Source organism: Cricetibacter osteomyelitidis, assembly GCF_004340985.1.
Lineage (GTDB): Bacteria > Pseudomonadota > Gammaproteobacteria > Enterobacterales > Pasteurellaceae > Cricetibacter > Cricetibacter osteomyelitidis.
Genome location: NZ_SLYB01000015.1, coordinates 1 through 19,640, shown reverse-complemented (window position 1 = coordinate 19,640; position 19,640 = coordinate 1). Strand labels below are relative to the sequence as shown.

The window sequence follows — 19,640 nt, the reverse complement described above, 5'->3', positions numbered from 1 at the left end:
AAAGTGTAGGAGTCAAATATGGCGACTAATAAAAGCGGAAACATTCTGAATACAATAGAGGCGTTACAAAGCAGTTTGACCAAAACGGAAAAACGTATTGCTGGGCAAATTTTAAAATCACCGCATAAAATCAGCCAAACATCATTGTCTGGTGTGGCTCGTTGGTTGGATGTCGGTGAAGCGACCTTTATTCGGTTTTGTCGAACTTTGGGCTTTAAAGGATTCAGTGATTTTAAAATGGAGTTGGCTATCGAGCTGGCAACTCAAGATCAAAAAGAGCAATTATTATTGGATACTGAAATCAGTAAAGATGATGATTCCCAACAAATCGCATTGAAATTACAAACCGTAATTAACAATGTGATTAGTGAAACAATTAATTTATTGGATTTTAATGAATTAGAAAAAGTAGTGCAGGCAATCCGTCAATCCAAACGGTTGTTTGTATTTGGTATGGGATCCTCCGGCATTACGGCGGAAGATGCTAAGAATAAATTTATGCGTATCGGTATTCAGGTTGATGCGACCAGCAATAATCATTTTATGTATATGCAGGCATCATTAATGAATAAAGAGGATGTTGTCATCGGTATTAGTCATTCCGGATATTCTAATGAAATTGCACAAGCATTGAGTATTGCGAAATCGGTGGGGGCAACAACCGTAGCGATTACCCATAATTTACGCTCACCTATAACTAAAATTGCGGATTATGTGTTGCATAACGGTAACCGACAAGGACAATTACAAGGGGATTCTATCGGTACCAAAATTACGCAATTATTTGTATTGGATTTGATTTATGCTTTGATTGTTCAGTTTGAAGAAGTAAAAGCAATCGAAGCAAAACAAAAAACTGTAAATGTTATTATTGAACAACGTGTGAATTAATTTTCTTAATTAGGAGAAAAAATGAAAGACTTAAAAGGTATTTTTAGTGCGTTATTAGTCGCATTTAATGAAGATGGTTCAGTCAACGAACAAGGCTTACGTGAGATTATTCGCTACAATATTGACAAAATGAAAGTAGACGGTCTTTATGTAGGCGGTAGTACCGGTGAGAACTTTATGCTTTCTACGGCGGAGAAAAAAGAAATTTTCCGCATTACAAAAGATGAAGTGAAAGACCAAGTTGCATTAATTGCTCAAGTGGGGAGCGTAAACTTAAAAGAAGCAGTTGAATTGGGTAAATATGCCACTGAATTAGGTTATGACAGCTTATCGGCAGTGACTCCTTTCTATTACAAATTCAGCTTTCCGGAAATCAAACATTATTATGAAACCATTATTGCGGAAACCGGCAATAATATGATAGTTTACTCCATTCCGTTTTTAACCGGTGTGAATATCGGTGTAGAACAATTTGGCGAATTATATAAAAATCCAAAAGTATTAGGCGTGAAATTTACGGCAGGTGACTTTTATTTATTAGAACGTTTGAAAAAAGCTTATCCGGATCATTTAATTTGGGCAGGTTTTGATGAAATGATGCTACCGGCCGCTTCTTTAGGTGTTGACGGTGCAATCGGCAGTACCTTTAACGTAAACGGTGTGCGTGCTCGTCAAATCTTTGAATTGACCAAAGCGGGCAAAGTGGCGGAAGCATTGGAAATTCAACATGTAACTAATGATTTGATCGAAGGTATCTTGGCAAACGGCTTATATTTGACAATTAAAGAATTGTTGAAACTAAACGGCGTGAATGCAGGATTCTGTCGCGAACCAATGACTGCAAAAGCGACTGATGCACAATTAGCGAAAGCGAAAGAACTGAAAGAAAAATTTTTGTAATTAAATTGTAGGGGCGTATGGTATAGGCATATGCTCCGATAACTAAGGAGAAGAATATGCGTTTAATTCCATTACAAAATGCGGATCAAGTCAGTAAATGGGCTGCTCGTCATATCGTGGATCGCATTAATCATTTTAATCCGACGGCAGAGCGTCCGTTTGTATTGGGTTTACCTACCGGTGGAACGCCGTTAAAAACTTATCATGAATTGATTAAACTTTATCAAGCTGGTGAAGTGAGCTTTAAACATGTGGTGACATTTAATATGGATGAATATGTAGGATTACCGAAAGAGCATCCTGAGAGTTATCATTCATTTATGTATAATAATTTCTTTAATCATGTGGATATTCAACCGCAAAATATTAATATTTTAGACGGTAATACCGATGATCATGATGAAGAATGCCGTCGTTACGAAGAAAAAATTAAATCTTACGGTAAAATCAATCTATTTATGGGCGGTGTCGGTGTGGACGGTCATATTGCTTTTAATGAACCCTCTTCATCTTTAAGTTCTCGCACCCGTATCAAAACATTAACGGAAGATACCTTAATCGCCAATTCCCGTTTCTTTGATAATGATGTGAATAAAGTACCGAAATATGCATTGACCATCGGTGTTGCCACATTGTTGGATGCCGAAGAAGTAATGTTATTGATTACTGGTCATAATAAAGCATTAGCGTTACAAGCAGGTGTCGAAGGTAGTGTAAACCACCTATGGACTATTAGTGCATTACAATTACATCGCCATGCGATTTTTGTCGCAGATGAACCGGCGACTCAAGAATTGAAAGTAAAAACCGTAAAATATTTTACTCAATTGGAAGCTAGAGCAATCCATAGCGTGTTATAAAAGTAAGGATAAAACAATGGGATATGCATTAACAAATAGCGTAATTTATACTGCTAAAGACATTTTATATGGTTATGCCGTTATAGTGGAAGGCGAACAAATTACAGCGATAGTCAGAGAAGAAGATGTACCCTCTGAAATGAAAAAAATGGATTTAGGCGGTCATAATCTCACCGCAGGATTTATTGATTTACAACTTAATGGTTGCGGTGGCGTAATGTTTAATGATGATACCAGCGTTAAAACCCTTGAAATTATGCAGCAAACCAATTTGAAATCGGGTACAACCAGCTTTTTACCGACTTTTATTACTTCACCGGACGAAGATATGAAAAGTGCGGTCAAAATTATGGGAGATTATTTAGCCAAACATAAAAATCAGGCTTTAGGTTTGCACTTGGAAGGACCTTACATCAGCATTGAGAAAAAAGGCACTCATCAGCCGCAGTATATCCGAGAAATCAGTCTTGAGATGAAAGATTTTCTTCTTGCCAATGCGCATGTGATCAGCAAAATTACCATTGCAGCGGAAAATCCGACATCGCGATATATTCCTGATTTTGTGAAACAAGGCATTGTGGTATCGGTAGGGCATTCAAATGCAAGTTATGCGATTGCCAAACAAGCATTTGCCAAAGGGGCAACCTTTGCTACTCATTTACATAATGCCATGTCGCCTGTAAGTTCAGGTCGAGAAATGGGGGTTGTGGGGGCTGTGTTGGATTCCGATGATATTTATACGGCCATTATTGTAGATGGTTTGCACGTTGATTTTGCTAATGTCAAAATTGCTAAACGAGTAAAAGGCGATAAGCTTTGTATCGTGACCGATTCATTGGCGGCAGCAGGAGCGGATGTTGAATCCTTCAGCTTTGTGGGCAAAACTATTTATGTCCGTGACGGTAAATGTGTTGATGCCAATGGCGTATTGAGCGGTGCCTCCATCACTATGATCGAATCACTCAAAAATGCGGTGCGTGAAGTGAATATTCCGCTCGATGAAGCATTACGCATGTGTAATTATTATCCGGCCAAAGCGATTAAAGTCGATGACCGATTAGGTTCCGTCGAAGTCGGTAAAATTGCTAATCTCACTGTCTTTAAGAATGATTTTAGCGTATTAGGTTCGGCTGTGAATGGCGATTGGCAGTTTTTTTAGTAGTAAATATCCTCTATGTTCATTTGATGTTTTTTCATTCATTCAAATATGTAGTCCTTTAACTACGTTCAAGTCTCGGTGTGATCCGAGACTTTTTTTCTGCTATTTTACCGAAACAGTAAAACCGATTTTGTCCATTACACCAGTTGTGAAGTGTTGGCATAAAAAACGGGCAAATACTTGCCCGTTTGAGTGCATATGATTATTTAATCAATAAATAGAAATTATTGCTACCGCGTAGAATGTTGAGTGCAATCGCAGAGGGGTTGCTCTCTAAGATTTTACGCAATTGACCGATGTTTTCGACTTTATCGCGATTGATACCGATAATCACATCGCCTTTTTTCAAGCCATAACGTGATGCTATCGTATTTTGAGCAATATTTATGATTTCGACACCTTTGCGACCGTTTTCATTATAGTTGGTTAAATCCACACCTTCTAATGCCGGGATTGAACCGGATTCTGCCGTCGGTGCATTGTCATCCTGCTGTAATTTCACTTTAACATCATTGGATTTACCATCACGCAAATAAGTCAAATTAATTTCTTTATCCACACCGGAAGTGGCAATTTTGGCACGTAATTCAGCAAAACTAGTGAGTCTTTGACCGTTCAGTGCAGTGATCACATCACCGGCTTTTAATCCTGCTTTTTCAGCAGCGGAACCCGGCAATACTTCGCTGATAAATGCACCTTGTTTAGCGGTAATGTCAAAGGCTTCGGCTAAATCCGCATTCAATTCACCGCCTTTGATTCCTAAAATACCGCGACGAACTTCACCGAATTCGGAAATTTGATCCGCTAAGTTTTTCGCCATATTACTTGGAATAGCAAAAGCAATTCCCGCATTACCGCCGCTTGGAGAAATAATTGCAGTATTGATGCCGATTAATTCTCCGTTTAGATTGATTAACGCACCGCCGGAGTTACCGCGGTTTACCGCCGCATCAGTTTGAATATAGTTTTCATAACTATTGCTGTCGGAACCGGTAGAGCGGCCTAATGCCGACACAATACCGGATGTAACCGTTTGACCTAAACCGAACGGATTACCGATTGCCACGGTAAAGTCACCCACACGTAATTTATCGGAATCGGCAAATTTAATTTCCGTTAAATTCGTCGGCTTTTCCACTTGGATTAAAGCAATATCCGATAAAGGATCCGCCCCTAATACTTTTCCTTTAAATTCACGACCATCTTGCAATGTTACCGTAATTTTATCCGCTTCTTGTACTACATGGTTGTTGGTTAATACATAACCTTTTTTCGCATTGATAATTACGCCGGAACCTAAGCCTTTAAAACTACGGCCATTATTGCCGCCGCCAAAAGCATCGGGGAATTGATCGCCGAAGAAAAATTTAAATTCTTCCGGAATATCATTCATACGCGAACGGGCTTTTTGTTGACCTTCAACTGCGATAGTGACCACGGAAGGAAGTACCTTTTCTAACATCGGTGCCAGTGTTGGTGCGCTAGTTTGATTGCCCACGGTTAAATTAGGTAAAGGCGGTAATTCCGCATTAACAGCCACAGAAGTCGTTAATACGCTTAAACCGAGAGCGATCCCGGATAATACAAAATTTCTTTTTTTCATGTTCTTTCCTTTTAAAGTAAATTGCAGGATGTATGTGAGGCATATCCATCCGAATTGCAAGGACTAAGACAAAGAAAAATAAAAAAAGTGCGGTAGGATTTTTGAAATTTTTACGGATTGCCGAGAAAAAGGGCAATGTAACATTGCCCCGAAATCGTTATTTTTCAGCCTTAAGAATACCCGAAGATCCTTCGGAATAATCTTTGACCGGTACATTTGCCGGCTCCGCCGAATTATGTGTATTATCAGTAATCAGATTTTGATTAAACAGCGGTTTATTTGCCAATTCCGGCAACAATGTTGTGGAAGTCGCCGCCAAATGCTTATAAAGTTTTTGGTAATCTTGAGCTAAGGTTTTCAACAAATCGGCACTTTCGGCAAAATGTTTTTCCAATTCGGATTTTTGTGTTTCCACTTGAGCTTTTACTTGTTTTAATTCGGATTCCGTTTGAGTTTGTTTTTTCACGGAACCTTTGGTAAAACGAATGAAGAAATAGCCGATAATAAGCCCTATAATTAACCCAATGCCGGCAGCTTGCCACATATCAGGTGTCCAATTTTGCATAATTACATCCTTATTGCTAGTGATTAATCTTATTCATCATAACGTGAAAACAGAGCATTGTCTTGCCTTAGATCGTAATTCTTTGCACTAGATCACAAAAAGTGCGGTGGTTTTTCGGTAAATTTCGTATTTTGTGATCTCGATCTCATTTTAATTTCAGCGTATAATAGATCGAATTCTTATTTCTAAGAACATTTAGAAATATCATTGAGTTTTATTTCCATAATTAAACAAGTCACTTACGGAGTAACGAATGTCTAGAAGACTAAGAAGAACGAAAATTGTATGTACAATGGGGCCCTCTACCGACCGCGGTAATAATTTAGAAAAAATTATTGCAGCCGGTGCTAATGTAGTTCGTATGAACTTCTCCCATGGTACACCGGACGATCATATTGGTCGTGCGCAACGAGTACGTGAAATTGCGAAAAAATTAGGCAAAAATGTCGCGATCTTAGGTGACTTGCAAGGTCCTAAAATTCGCGTATCTACTTTTAAAGAAGGCAAAATTTTCTTAAATATCGGCGATAAATTTGTTCTTGATGCAGAATTACCAAAAGGTGAAGGTAATCAAGAAGCGGTTGGTTTAGATTATAAAACCTTACCGCAAGATGTAGTTCCAGGAGATATTTTATTATTAGATGATGGTCGTGTGCAATTAAAAGTAACCGCTACCGAAGGGGCGAAAGTATTTACGGAAGTTACAGTGGGCGGTCCGCTTTCCAATAACAAAGGTATTAATAAACTAGGCGGCGGCTTATCCGCAGATGCATTAACTGAAAAAGATAAAGAAGATATTAAAACTGCAGCACGCATTGGTGTGGATTATTTGGCAGTATCTTTCCCGCGTTCAAGTGCAGACTTGAATTATGCGCGTGAATTAGCGGAAGCAGCCGGCTTAAAAGCAAAAATCGTGGCAAAAGTTGAACGTGCTGAAACTGTGGTTGATGATGAGGCGATGGATGATATTATCTTAGCTTCCGATGTTATCATGGTGGCCCGCGGTGACTTAGGTGTGGAAATCGGTGACCCTGAATTAGTGGGAGTACAGAAAAAATTAATCCGTCGTTCACGTCAATTAAATCGTGTTGTAATTACTGCAACACAAATGATGGAATCCATGATCAGCAATCCGATGCCGACCCGTGCGGAAGTTATGGACGTAGCGAACGCGGTATTAGACGGTACGGATGCAGTAATGCTTTCTGCTGAAACTGCGGCGGGTCAATATCCTTCCGAAACTGTAGCGGCGATGGCTAAAGTATGTTTAGGTGCGGAAAAAATGCCAAGCATTAATGTATCTAAACACCGTTTAGACAGAAAATTCAACACTATCGAAGAAGCGGTTGCTTTATCTGCGATGTATGCAGCAAACCATATGAATGGTGTAAGTGCGATTATTGCAATGACAAATTCCGGTCGTACGGCACAATTAATGTCGCGCATCAGTTCCGGTTTACCGATCTTTGCGTTGTCACGTAATGAATCAACGTTGAACTTATGTGCGCTATACCGTGGCGTAACTCCGGTATATTGTGAAGCGACTAGCCGTTCAATTCAAGGTGTTCAAGAAGCAATTGAATTGTTGAAAGACAAAGGTTTCTTAGTTGCGGGCGATTTAGTGTTATTAACACAAGGTGCGGAAATTGGTGATACCGCAAATACCTGCCGTATTTTAGAAGTTGAATAATTTCTGAAAATAATCAATAAAAAAGTCCGATTTATTCGGACTTTTTTCTTTTTCTTAAAGAGAAATTATTCATTCCAAATAATATGAAACTCTCGTTCTTCTTCTCGGTGGGAAATGAGAAAACGGGCAAATATATAGTCGATTTCATCCTGTTCATTCACTAATCCGACCCAAACTTCCGCATATTCATCAGGATCGATTAATGTGCCGATCTCCATATCCCAATCGTCGGATGTTTCCACTAATTCGACAGCACCGCGTTTTTCAAATTCTAAGTTAAACAGCATGATATCCGCTTGATCGAGATTTTCCGCTGCCATTTCCAAGAAAATATCGTAGGCCAGATCAATCGCTGTATCGGGATCAATTTTTTGAATTTCTGTCGTCATTTTGTTTCTCATTATTATTAGAAAAATTGTTGAGATTATAGCATAAAAGTGCGGTAGGATTTTTTAATTTTTAATGACATAAAACATATACCTAGATGTGAGTAAATATTCCGTTTTTTGATTAAAATCATCTTTTTTATAACAAAAGAAAGTATTATACTTCCAATATCCATATAAAAAGTAAGTGGATTTAGGAGTGCATATGCAAGTATCTAACGATTTATTTCTCTCTCTCTCAGACATATCCCGCCGTGATTTTATGAAAATGTGTACCGCACTTGCGGCTACCATGGGACTAAGCGCTAAAGCCGGTGCGGAAATGACTACCGCATTAACCAGTCCGCAACGCCCACCGGTGATTTGGATCGGTGCTCAGGAATGTACGGGCTGTACGGAATCATTGTTGCGTTCCACTCACCCGACATTAGAAAATTTGATTTTAAATACCATTTCCCTTGAATATCATGAAGCGCTTTCTGCAGCTTTCGGTGTACAGGCGGAAGAAAACAAACACAACGCCATTGAAAAATACAAAGGTAAATATGTATTAGTGGTGGACGGTTCTATTCCGATTAAAGATAACGGCATTTATTGTATGGTTGCCGGTGAACCTATTGTGGATCATATCAAACATGCTGCTAAAGATGCTGCTGCAATTATTGCTATCGGTTCTTGTGCATCTTGGGGCGGTGTACCGTCCAGTGGTGGTAATCCGACCGGTGCGGTGAGCCTGCAAGAAGTGCTTCCCGGTTTGCCGGTTATTAATATACCGGGCTGTCCGCCGAATCCGCATAATTTCTTAGCTACAGTGGCTTATATTTTAACCTATAAAAAACTGCCGGAAATGGACAAACTCAATCGTCCATTATTCGCTTACGACCGTTTGATTCATGAAAATTGCTACCGCAGACCGCACTTTGATGCAGGGCGTTTCGCCAAAGAATATGGCGATTACGGCCATCGTCACGGTTGGTGCTTATATCACTTGGGCTGTAAAGGGCCGGAAACCTATGGCAACTGTTCCACATTGGAATTTTGTGATGTGGGCGGCAATAATTGGCCGGTCGGGATTGGGCATCCGTGCTATGGTTGTAACGAAAAAGGCATCGGCTTTACCAAAGATATTTTCCAATTAGCTAATGTAGAAAATCCGACACCGCGAGTCAATAAACCTGATGTGAAAAACATCGAAGGCGAAGGTGCGTCCATGACGGCGATTGCCTTATTAGGCGGTGCAGCGGCGATTTTAGCCGGTGTGAGCGTGGTAACCTTAAAAGAGTTAAGCATACAGCGCCAGGCTCGTTTAGATCGGGAAAACGCGGCGAGAGCCGAACAAACGCATTCAGGTGACTAATATGGACAGACGCAAATTTCTAAAAGCCGGTTTGCTGACAGGAATAGGCGGAATGGTGCCGGTGACAACGGCATATGCTGATGAAAAAACACCTTTGGACCTGTTGCCTTCAAGTGCGGTGGGAATGTTGTATGATTCCACGCTTTGTGTGGGGTGTCAGGCCTGTGTGGCAGAATGTCAGAATGTCAACGGTACGGCTGTCAATCCTGATGGCGAGCAGACTTGGTCGAACAATGATAAATTGTCGCCGTTCACCCGTAATGTGATCCAAGTTTGGTCGGACGGTGACGGTGTCAATAAAGATCAACTGCAAAATGGCTATGCTTACATTAAAAAACAATGTATGCACTGTGTGGATCCAAACTGTGTAGCGGTGTGCCCGGTGCAGGCCTTAACCAAAGATCCGAAAACCGGTATTATCGGTTACGATCCGGATATTTGTACCGGCTGTCGTTATTGTATGGTGGGCTGTCCGTTTGATGTACCGAAATATGACTACAACAACCCGCTGGGACAAATCAGCAAATGCGAATTATGCAATCAAAAAGGCGTGGAACGTATTGATAAAGGCGAATTGCCGGGTTGTTGTCATGTGTGTCCGACCGGTGCAATTATTTTCGGCACTCGCGAAGAGTTAATGGCTGAAGCAAAACGTCGCTTGCGTTTGTTACGCGGTACGGATTATGACTATCCGCGCCAATCAGTAAACAGCACGGATACTTACCGTGGCACTGTACCGTTTTATCAACAGCATATTTACGGTGAATTTGAAGGTGGCGGCACACAAGTGCTGGTGCTGAGTGCCGTGCCGACGGATAATCTGGGATTACCGCCGTTAGAACGCGAAGCTACCGGTTCCCGCGCAGCGCATTTACAACATTTCTTATATCGCGGCATGGCATTACCGTTATTAGGTTTAGCCGGTTTAAGTATGATGACCTACAAAAATATGCACGGCGATAAGATCAAAGCAATGATTCAAAAATTGAAAGCAAACCGCAAAGAAATGTTGGCAGAACAGGAGAAGGAAGGAGAACATCATGAGTAATCCACGTCCGGTGGGGGGCAGATTAGTCAGTGCGGCAGTACTTTTCTTTGCTCCGTTAGCCGTTATTTGTATTTTATTGATCGTTAAACGTTTATTCTTTGGGATTGGTTCCGTCACAGCATTGAACGGCGGTTATCCTTGGGGGATTTGGATCGCTTTCGACTTATTGGTGGGAACCGGATTTGCTTGCGGTGGTTGGGCATTGGCTTGGGCGGTGTATATTTTCAATAAGGGGAAATATCATGCGTTAGTGCGTCCTGCATTGCTGGCGAGCTTGTTCGGTTATAGTCTTGGCGGTTTATCCATTACCATTGATATGGGGCGTTACTGGCATTTACCGTATTTCTTTTTGCCGGGGCAGTTTAACACCAATTCTGTGTTATTTGAGACCGCACTTTGTATGACTATTTATATTGGTGTGGTGACATTAGAGTTCGCGCCGGTATGGCTTGGTTATTTCGGTTTGAAAAAATTGTTTAACCGCTTAAATAAAATCATGTTCTTTGTGATTGCCTTAGGGGCATTATTGCCGATGATGCATCAATCATCTATGGGATCTTTGATGATTGTGGCCGGGCATAAAGTGCATCCGGTATGGCAAAGTTATGAAGTGTTGCCGATTTTGTCCTTGCTCACAGCGTTTATTATGGGCTTTTCTATTGTGATTTTTGAAGGATCTTTAGTGCGTGCGGGGCTTGCCGGTAAAACGCCGGATGAGCGACATTTATTCACCAAGTTAGCTGGAGTTACAGCGGTTTTAATCGGTTTGTTCTTGGTTGCCCGTTTTGGTGAGATGATCTACCACAACAAATTGCACTATGTGATGGGCGGCGATACCTGGCATAAATTTGAAGCTTGGATGTTCTGGATGGAAATTTGGTTGATGGTTTTGCCGTTGTTGACCTTATTCTTGGGGGAGAAAAAATCCGACGGTCGCTGGCTGTTTGTTTCTGCATTAAGTATGTTGCTGGGGGCGGCATTATGGCGGATGAACTATTCCTTGATCATGTATGATCCGGGTAACGGCTATCAATATTTCCCGTCAGCACAAGAATTATTGATTTCAATCGGTTTCGTATCTATCGAAGTTTGTGCTTATATTTTAATTATTCGTTTATTCCCTGTGTTGCCGATACTTAAAGAAGCCAATACAGAGCAATCTGAACATATCATTGCGGAAAAAGCGATTCGCAGTAAAGAAATGAGTGGAGTGAATCTATGACAAAACAGCGTATCACAATCGATCCTATCACCCGTATCGAAGGGCATTTACGCATCGATTGCGAAATTGAAGACGGCAAAGTGACGAATGCATGGTCATCGGGCACAATGTGGCGTGGTATGGAAAATATTGTTAAAGGTTCCGATCCCCGTAGTGCATGGATGATTATGCAGCGTATTTGTGGTGTGTGTACCACGGTACATGCCATTATCAGCGTGAGAGCGGTAGAAGATGCAGTAAATGCTAAAGTACCGGTGAATGCACAGTATATCCGCAATATGATTTTAGCCGCTCACAGTATGCACGATCATATTGTGCATTTCTATCAGCTTTCGGCGATGGACTGGGTCGATATTACATCGGCCTTACAAGCGGATCCGGCAAAAGCGGCAGAAATGTTGAAAGGCGTTTCCACTTGGGGACGCAACAGTGAAAATGAATTCCGTAATGTACAAAATAAAATTAAGGCTCTGGTAGAAAGCGGTCAACTCGGTATTTTTGCCAACGGCTATTTCGGTCATCCGGCAATGAAATTACCGCCGGAAGTGAATTTGATCGCCGTTTCCCATTATCTGCAAGCACTTGAATGTCAGCGTGATGCTAACCGCGTGGTGGCTTTGTTAGGCGGTAAATCGCCGCATATTCAAAACCTGGCTATCGGCGGAGTGGCAAACCCAATCAACTTAGATTCTCAAGCCGTACTGAATTTAGAACGTTTGATGTTTGTTAAGACCTGTATCGATAACTTAAGTGATTTTGTTAATCAAGTATATAAAGTGGATACGGCGATTATCGCGGCTTATTATCCCGAATGGCTGCAACTTGGCAGAACATCCGGCAATTATTTAACCGTGCCGGAATATCCGTTAGATAGCGAAAACAAACAATTCGTTTTGCAAGGTGGTTATATTGAAAACGGTGATACGGCGACGTTCCGTGCAATTTCTGATCATAAAGATGACTTCTTGTTAAAAGGTATCAAAGAAAGCGGTAAACATGCTTGGTATGAAGACGATACAACATTGGAACCTTGGGCCGGTTTAACCCGTCCGAAATATACCGGCTGGCAGGAAGACGGTAAATATTCTTGGGTGAAAGCACCGTCATTCTACGGCAAAGTGGTAGAAGTGGGACCGTTAGCTTATTTGATGTGCAACGTGACCATCGGCGAGCCGATGACCATGAAACATTTTACCGAATTAAAAGGGTTATATGACAGCTTAACCAACAGTAATTTAGGTTTAAACGACTTACATTCCACCTTAGGGCGTATTATCGGCCGTACCGTGCATTGTTGTGTGTTAAATGATATTTTGCAACAACAGTGGCAATTATTGGTGGATAACATCGGTACGGGCGACACGGTTGCTTATTTAAAACCGAATTTCCCGATGAAAGGCGAATTTAAAGGTGTCGGTTTCGGTGAAGTTCCACGCGGTATGCTTTCTCACTGGATTGTTATTAAAGACGGAAAAATCGAAAATTATCAAGCTGTAGTACCGTCTACTTGGAATTCCGGTCCGCGTAACCAAGATGATGCTTTAGGTCCTTATGAATTATCCTTAATCGGGACACCGGTGGCGGATCCGGCGAAACCGTTGGAAGTCGTACGTACCATTCACTCATTCGATCCTTGCATGTCCTGTGCGGTGCACGTGGTGAATACGGAAAATGGCGAAGTGACGGAAGTTAAGGTGTTATAGCGAAGGTATTGGATGAAACCGTTAATTTTAGGCGTGGGCAACACGTTGTTGGCTGATGAAGGCATTGGTGTTTATGCTGTGCAGGATTTGGAAAAAAATCCGAATTTTGCACCGCACTTTGATATTGTAGACGGCGGCACATGTGGCATGGAATTACTGGACTGCATGGCAAATCGCGATTATATGATCATCATTGATGCAGTGCTGGCAGGCAGGCAACCCGGTGAAATCGTGGTGATGTATGATAACGCTGTGCCGGTATTTTTTTCACGGAAAATATCACCTCACCAATTAGGCGTGTGTGATGTGTTATCAGCACTGAAACTGACGGACGAATTTCCGAAAAAACTTTGTTTAATCGGCATTCAACCGGAAAGTTTAGAATCCAAAATCGGTTTAAGTCAAACCGTGCAAAATCAGCTACCGCATATTTTTGAACAGCTGAACCAAGTCTTACAGCAGTGGGGGATTCGTGTATAAACAGGAAAACCTAAAACAGGAAACATGGCAAAAAGAGACCGCACTTACAGATTATTGCGACGGGTTTGAAACCGACCCGTCCTCTTTATTGCAAGCGGCAATAGAACAAACTGTCGTAAATATGCAGGATTTGCCGTTTTTTCATGCGGCAGTGCAATGTTATTGTCCGAAAGCCGTGTTATTTGAAAATCAATGGATTACCACTATTGTTGCTCCTTGGATGATTAGTTTGGTGATTTTGCCCGGGCCGCAACAACAATGGCCGATTCGTGAGTTAGGCGAAAAATTGATTGTGGAATTGCCTTACAAAAAACTGACTTTTACCGTCAGCGGCATGGCGGAAATCCCGCAATATCTCAGCTGTTCTCTGCATTCGCCATTGGATAAATCCTTGACTAATGCACAAGCCCGGCAGCTTGCGAAAGATTGCTTAACAATGGCATTATCCTTGCCGATAAAACAGCACACGGAAAACAGCTTGAAAAATGAAAATCGTCGGCATATATTTAAAAACATGCTGACCAATTAAAATAAGGATCGTTTATGTGTTTAGGCGTACCGGGACAAATCGTCAAAATCGGTGATAATGAATTGCAACTTGCCACCGTGGATGTCTGCGGCGTGCAACGGGAAGTGAACATTTCTTTGGTGTGCGACGATGATGTGCAAAATTTGCTGGGCAAATGGGTTTTAGTGCATGTAGGATTTGCCATGAGCATTATTGACGAAGAAGAAGCCAGGCAAACCCAAGAAGCCTTAATTGCCATGAGCCAACTGGAACATGAAGTGGGTGATTTTCTCGGATTAAACGGCAGCCGCCCGCAATATTAGAATAATTTATTGATATCCGTATTGTTGTTTTAATTCTTCGATAAAACGCATGAATTCTTTGACTTTGGTAGGCAAATAACGACGGTGCGGATACACAAAATTAAGGTCAATGGTGTCCTGTTTATATTCCGATAAAATTTCAACCAATGAACCGGCTTGCAGTTCTTCTTCTACTAAAAAGGAAGGAACTCTGATAATACCGAGTCCTTCTTTTGCCAAATCGACTAGAGAAATACCGCTATTACAAGAGAATTTAGGGCTGACTTTGACATCATAAGTATGGTTATCTTTATTAAATAACCAAATTTGATCACCGATTGAATCATATAATAAACAATCATGATGTTGTAAATCGTAAGGTGTTTTGGGTACACCGCGTTCTTTTAAATAGTCCGGTGAAGCGACAATATGAATATTGGAAGAGGCAATTTTTCTACCGACCATGGTATTTTCGGCTAATGTCCCTATGCGTAGTGCCAAATCAAAGCCTTCTGCCACTAAATCAACTTTATTGTCATTGAATTCGATTCGTACGTGTAAATTGGGATGTGACTGAATAAATCTTGAGAGATTAGGGCTAATAAAACGAATCCCGAAATCCCGCGGTATGGAGATCATCAATGTGCCTTGTAGTTCGTTGGTTGTTTCATTAATACTTAAATCCGCTTCTTCCAGTTCGGCTAAAATAGGTTGGCAGCGTTGATAATAAAGTTGACCGGTTTCTGTCGGCGTAATTTTGCGTGTTGTGCGATGCAGTAAACGGGTTTTCAATTGATCTTCCAATTGAGAGATCAATTTACTTGCCATGGCCACGGAAATACCTTGATTTTCAGCTGCTTTTGTAAAACTTTGGGTTTCTACTACACGACAAAACACAGAAATTGCATTCAGTTTATCCATTTTATTGCCTTTCGGGTTGTAATTATGATTAATCCTTGCTATTGTTCAGCACAATTTATAGGAGCTGTTGATACTTGTCTATTATTTAAGCATAACCCGTAAGGATAGGGCTATTTTCAGCCATTAGCTCAAATAATAAACAAACATCAACAGACTATTAATTTTACACAAAATTAAATTAGGTAACAAATAATGAGTAAATCATTAGTGATTGTGGAGTCACCGGCGAAAGCAAAAACAATCAATAAATATTTAGGCAGTAATTATGTGGTAAAATCCAGCGTGGGGCATATCCGCGATTTGCCGATGGCAGGTTCCAGCACCGGAGAAAAAGCCAAACCCATATCTACAAAAGGCTTGAGTGCGGAAGAAAAAGCAAAAATTAAAGCAGAAAAAGATCAAGCAGCATTAGTGAAACGGATGGGAATCGATCCTTATCACGGCTGGAAAGCGAATTATCAAATTCTACCGGGCAAAGAAAAAGTCGTATCCGAATTAAAATCGCTGGCTAAAAAAGCCGATCATATTTATCTCGCAACCGACTTGGATAGAGAAGGGGAGGCCATTGCCTGGCATTTGCGTGAAGTGATTGGCGGCGATGACAGCCGTTTCAGCCGCGTGGTGTTTAACGAAATTACGAAAAATGCTATTACATCCGCATTTGATAAGCCGGAACAACTTAATATTGACCGCGTGAATGCTCAACAAACCCGCCGTTTTTTAGACCGTGTAGTAGGCTTTATGGTGTCGCCACTGTTATGGAAAAAAGTAGCCCGAGGCTTATCCGCAGGTCGTGTGCAATCCGTGGCGGTGAAGCTGTTAGTGGAACGCGAACGCGAAATCAAAGCATTTAATCCGGAAGAATATTGGGAAGTGACCGTTGATGTTGCTAACAGCGGCAAACAGCCGTTACAGCTTGATGTAGTACAGTTTAAAGGCAAAAAATTTGAGCCGAAAAATCAACAACAAGCCCAAAGTGCGGTGGATTTTTTACAAAATTCCGATTATGTAGTGTCTGAACTGGAAACCAAACCGACCAGTTCCCGCCCGAGAGCACCATTCATCACATCCACGCTGCAGCAAACCGCCAGCACCCGTTTAGGTTTCGGTGTGAAAAAAACCATGATGTTGGCACAGCGTTTGTATGAAGCCGGCTACATTACTTATATGCGTACGGACTCTACTAATTTAAGCCAAGACGCATTGAATATGGTTCGTGCTTATATCGGTAAGCATTTCAGTGCGGACTATCAACTGACTAAACCGAATTTCTATTCGAGCAAAGAAAATGCACAGGAAGCACACGAAGCAATCCGTCCGTCTGATGTGAATGTATCGGCGGAAAGTTTAAGCGGAATGGATAAAGATGCCGTGCGTTTATATGATTTGATCTGGCGTCAATTTGTGGCTTGCCAATTACCGGCAGCACAATATGATTCCACTACATTAACTGTGGCGGCAGGAGATTATGAACTCAAAGCCAAAGGCCGTATTTTGCGTTTCGATGGCTGGACAAAAGTCTTACCGGCATTGGGTAAATCGTCAGAAGATCAAGTGTTGCCTGATGTGGAATTAAATGAAAAATTAAGATTGAAAAAAGTGCAACCGACCCAACACTTTACCAAACCACCGGCACGCTTTACGGAAGCAGCATTGGTTAAAGAATTGGAAAAACGCGGTATAGGTCGTCCGTCAACTTATGCGACAATTATTTCCACTATTCAGGAACGTGGTTATGTTCGCACGGAAAATCGCCGTTTTTATGCAGAAAAAATGGGGGAGATCGTCACTGATCGACTTAATCAATCCTTCGGCAATTTAATGAATTATGATTTCACGGCCAATATGGAAAATGACTTGGACAAAATTGCCAATGGTGAGAAAAATTGGAAAGATGAACTCAACCAATTCTTTAAAGATTTTTCAGCACAATTAACTCAAGCGGAATTAGATGAAATCGAAGGCGGTATGAAGCCGAACAGTCTTGTGCCGACGGAAATCAAATGCCCGACTTGTAGTCGTGCAATGGCGATTCGTACAGCCAGCACTGGTGTCTTTTTAGGCTGTACCGGCTATGCCTTGCCGCCAAAAGAGCGGTGCAAAACCACCATAAATTTAATTCCGGAAGCGGAATTATTAAACGTGTTAGACGAAGACACGGAAACCAAAGCCTTAATGGCACGCAAACGTTGTCCGAAGTGCGATTCCGCAATGGACAGCTATTTGATTGATGCCAATCGAAAATTACACGTATGCGGTAATAACCCGAATTGCGACGGTTATGTGATTGAAGACGGTTCATTTAAAATCAAAGGCTATGACGGTCCGGTGGTGGAATGTAACAAGTGCGGTGCGGATATGCACTTAAAATTAGGTCGTTTCGGTAAATATATGGCTTGCACAAGCTGCGATAATACCCGCAAAATTTTGAAAAACGGTGAAGTCGCACCGCCGAAAGAAGATCCTGTGCATTTTCCTGAATTGAAATGTGAAAAATCCGACGCGTATTTTGTATTACGTGATGGTGCCAGCGGTGTGTTCATGTCCGCCCATAACTTTCCGAAATCCCGTGAAACCCGTGCACCAAAAGTAGCGGAGCTCAATTTATATCGTGATCGTTTGCCGGAAAAATTACAGTATCTTGCCGAAGCACCGCAAAAAGATCCGGACGGCAACGACGCTATTGTGCGTTTCAGCCGCAAAGAAAAACGTCAATATGTGACATCCGAAAAAGACGGCAAAGCCACTAAATGGATTGTGGATTATCTTGACGGCAAATGGGTTGAACGTAAGAAATAAAGAATAACAAAAGAATAACAAAGGAAGAGTTATGTGGTCTGAAATCTTAACTGGTTACGGTTTATTTATTTTAGAAATTTTAACCGTATTATTGGTGATTATTGTCGGCATTGCCGTGATTGTCAGCTTAAAAGAGAAAAAATCCAAACAGCAGGGCGAATTGCAGCTTACTGATTTATCTGAGCAGTATCAAGAAAACGGCAAGAAACTGGCGGATTTTCATTTATCGGAAGAAGCCTTGAAACAGGCGGAAAAAGCCCGGAAAAAAGCCGACAAACTCAAACTTAAAGAAGAGAAAGCCAAACGCAAACGTGGTGAAGCTATTGAAGAAGATAAAAAACCTTGTATCTATGTGCTGGATTTCAAAGGGGATATCACCGCTTCGGAAACTACTGCATTACGGGAAGAAATCAGTGCTATTATCGCCGTAGCCAAACCGGAACAAGACGAAGTGTTATTGCGTTTGGAAAGCCCCGGCGGTGTGGTACACGGTTATGGCTTGGCGGCATCACAATTACAGCGTTTAAAACAACACGGCATCAAACTGACTGCGGCGGTAGATAAAGTGGCTGCCAGCGGCGGTTATATGATGGCGTGCGTAGCGGATAAAATTGTGGTTGCACCTTTTGCCGTTGTGGGATCTATCGGTGTGGTGGCTCAAGTGCCGAACGTACACCGTTTATTGAAAAAACACGACGTAGATGTGGATGTAATGACCGCGGGCGAATATAAACGCACTGTCACCGTGCTGGGGGAAAATACTGAAAAAGGTAAACAAAAATTCCAACAAGAATTAGAAGAAACCCACGCGTTATTCAAACAATTTGTATCGCAAAACCGACCGCACTTGGATATCGACAAAGTAGCCACTGGCGAACATTGGTTTGGTCAGCAGGCTTTAGCATTGCAGTTAGTAGATGAAATTGCTACCAGTGACGATTTGATTATGCAGGCCATTAAAGATAAAGCGGTTATCGGTGTGAAATTCGCTCGAAAAAAATCCTTGCTGCAAAAATTCGGCAAACAAGCGGAAGAAAGTGCGGATAACCTGCTAATGCGGGCAACACAACGCAGTAAATTTGATTTTATGCAGTAAGAAATAAGGCGGTATTCACCGCCTCAGACCACTGACAAACCCACCTTTTCAAAATAATTTGATAAAAGTGGGTTTATCTTTTTACTTTTTTCACCTTTCTCTTGATATTCCCTTTCAGATAACCACACAAGCAGTCATTTTCCCTGATTT

At 41.5% G+C, this 19,640-nt stretch carries 18 protein-coding genes; 14 read left to right on the top strand and 4 right to left on the bottom strand.

Annotated elements, in window-relative coordinates; genetic code table 11:
* Positions 1–18: 18 nt before the first annotated feature.
* From EDC44_RS08080 to nagA, 4 genes are read left to right on the top strand one after another with little or no spacing between them, the layout of a single operon-like run.
* The gene (locus EDC44_RS08080) at positions 19–891 is read left to right on the top strand and encodes a MurR/RpiR family transcriptional regulator (RefSeq protein WP_131977170.1); all 873 of its coding nucleotides are present in this window, start codon (positions 19–21) and stop codon (positions 889–891) included.
* A gap of 21 nt (positions 892–912) precedes the next feature.
* Positions 913–1,791 carry an N-acetylneuraminate lyase gene (gene nanA / locus EDC44_RS08075; protein WP_131977168.1) on the top strand — a complete coding sequence of 293 codons (879 nt, stop codon included), beginning with the start codon at positions 913–915 and terminating at the stop codon, positions 1,789–1,791.
* Between the two features lie 56 nt (positions 1,792–1,847).
* Positions 1,848–2,651, top strand: coding sequence for a glucosamine-6-phosphate deaminase (gene nagB / locus EDC44_RS08070; RefSeq protein ID WP_131977166.1), 804 nt, complete (start codon positions 1,848–1,850; stop codon positions 2,649–2,651).
* Positions 2,652–2,667: 16 nt separating this feature from the next.
* Positions 2,668–3,810, top strand: coding sequence for an N-acetylglucosamine-6-phosphate deacetylase (gene nagA, locus EDC44_RS08065; protein WP_131977164.1), 1,143 nt, complete (start codon positions 2,668–2,670; stop codon positions 3,808–3,810).
* Between the two features lie 202 nt (positions 3,811–4,012).
* On the opposite strand, the gene EDC44_RS08060 is transcribed toward nagA, so the two are convergent.
* Complete coding sequence (locus tag EDC44_RS08060; RefSeq protein WP_131977162.1) at positions 4,013–5,413, bottom strand: DegQ family serine endoprotease; 1,401 nt, start codon at positions 5,411–5,413, stop codon at positions 4,013–4,015.
* A gap of 157 nt (positions 5,414–5,570) precedes the next feature.
* The gene (locus EDC44_RS08055) at positions 5,571–5,978 is read right to left on the bottom strand and encodes a Z-ring associated ZapG family protein (protein WP_131977160.1); all 408 of its coding nucleotides are present in this window, start codon (positions 5,976–5,978) and stop codon (positions 5,571–5,573) included.
* 253 nt (positions 5,979–6,231) lie between these two features.
* On the opposite strand from EDC44_RS08055, the gene pyk reads away from it, so the two are divergent.
* Positions 6,232–7,668 carry a pyruvate kinase gene (pyk, locus tag EDC44_RS08050; RefSeq protein WP_131977158.1) on the top strand — a complete coding sequence of 479 codons (1,437 nt, stop codon included), beginning with the start codon at positions 6,232–6,234 and terminating at the stop codon, positions 7,666–7,668.
* Positions 7,669–7,733: 65 nt separating this feature from the next.
* Here pyk and EDC44_RS08045 read toward each other — a convergent pair whose 3' ends face one another.
* On the bottom strand, positions 7,734–8,057 hold the full coding sequence (locus EDC44_RS08045) for an HI1450 family dsDNA-mimic protein (protein WP_131977156.1): 324 nt from the start codon (positions 8,055–8,057) through the stop codon (positions 7,734–7,736).
* Between the two features lie 202 nt (positions 8,058–8,259).
* Here EDC44_RS08045 and hybO point away from each other — a divergent pair, with 202 nt between their 5' ends.
* The 7 genes from hybO to hybG are packed head-to-tail and all read left to right on the top strand — an operon-like array spanning position 8,260 to position 14,695.
* On the top strand, positions 8,260–9,411 hold the full coding sequence (hybO, locus tag EDC44_RS08040; protein ID WP_131977154.1) for a hydrogenase 2 small subunit: 1,152 nt from the start codon (positions 8,260–8,262) through the stop codon (positions 9,409–9,411).
* Position 9,412: 1 nt separating this feature from the next.
* Positions 9,413–10,459, top strand: a complete 1,047-nt coding sequence (gene hybA / locus EDC44_RS08035; protein WP_131977152.1) for a hydrogenase 2 operon protein HybA — start codon at positions 9,413–9,415, stop codon at positions 10,457–10,459.
* Positions 10,452–11,681 carry a Ni/Fe-hydrogenase cytochrome b subunit gene (gene hybB / locus EDC44_RS08030; RefSeq protein WP_131977150.1) on the top strand — a complete coding sequence of 410 codons (1,230 nt, stop codon included), beginning with the start codon at positions 10,452–10,454 and terminating at the stop codon, positions 11,679–11,681. Before hybA ends, hybB begins: the two co-directional genes overlap by 8 nt.
* Positions 11,678–13,384: a hydrogenase 2 large subunit gene (gene hybC / locus EDC44_RS08025; RefSeq protein ID WP_131977148.1), complete on the top strand. Its 1,707-nt coding sequence runs from the start codon at positions 11,678–11,680 to the stop codon at positions 13,382–13,384. The genes hybB and hybC overlap by 4 nt, the downstream gene beginning before the upstream one ends.
* 12 nt (positions 13,385–13,396) lie before the next feature.
* A complete protein-coding gene (locus EDC44_RS08020) occupies positions 13,397–13,864 on the top strand; it encodes a HyaD/HybD family hydrogenase maturation endopeptidase (protein WP_131977146.1) in 468 nt (155 codons plus the stop codon).
* Positions 13,857–14,393 (top strand): hydrogenase-2 assembly chaperone, encoded by a 537-nt coding sequence (gene hybE, locus EDC44_RS08015; RefSeq protein ID WP_131977144.1) that lies wholly within the window; start codon positions 13,857–13,859, stop codon positions 14,391–14,393. The genes EDC44_RS08020 and hybE overlap by 8 nt, the downstream gene beginning before the upstream one ends.
* 14 nt (positions 14,394–14,407) lie before the next feature.
* The gene (gene hybG, locus EDC44_RS08010) at positions 14,408–14,695 is read left to right on the top strand and encodes a hydrogenase maturation factor HybG (RefSeq protein WP_131977142.1); all 288 of its coding nucleotides are present in this window, start codon (positions 14,408–14,410) and stop codon (positions 14,693–14,695) included.
* A 6-nt stretch (positions 14,696–14,701) separates the two neighbouring features.
* Here the strand turns inward: hybG and EDC44_RS08005 are convergent, their stop codons facing one another.
* Positions 14,702–15,595, bottom strand: coding sequence for a LysR family transcriptional regulator (locus tag EDC44_RS08005; protein WP_131977140.1), 894 nt, complete (start codon positions 15,593–15,595; stop codon positions 14,702–14,704).
* Between the two features lie 192 nt (positions 15,596–15,787).
* Here EDC44_RS08005 and topA point away from each other — a divergent pair, with 192 nt between their 5' ends.
* Positions 15,788–18,394: a type I DNA topoisomerase gene (gene topA / locus EDC44_RS08000; RefSeq protein WP_131977138.1), complete on the top strand. Its 2,607-nt coding sequence runs from the start codon at positions 15,788–15,790 to the stop codon at positions 18,392–18,394.
* A gap of 31 nt (positions 18,395–18,425) precedes the next feature.
* Positions 18,426–19,490, top strand: a complete 1,065-nt coding sequence (sohB, locus tag EDC44_RS07995) for a protease SohB (protein WP_131977136.1) — start codon at positions 18,426–18,428, stop codon at positions 19,488–19,490.
* Positions 19,491–19,640 lie beyond the last annotated feature (150 nt).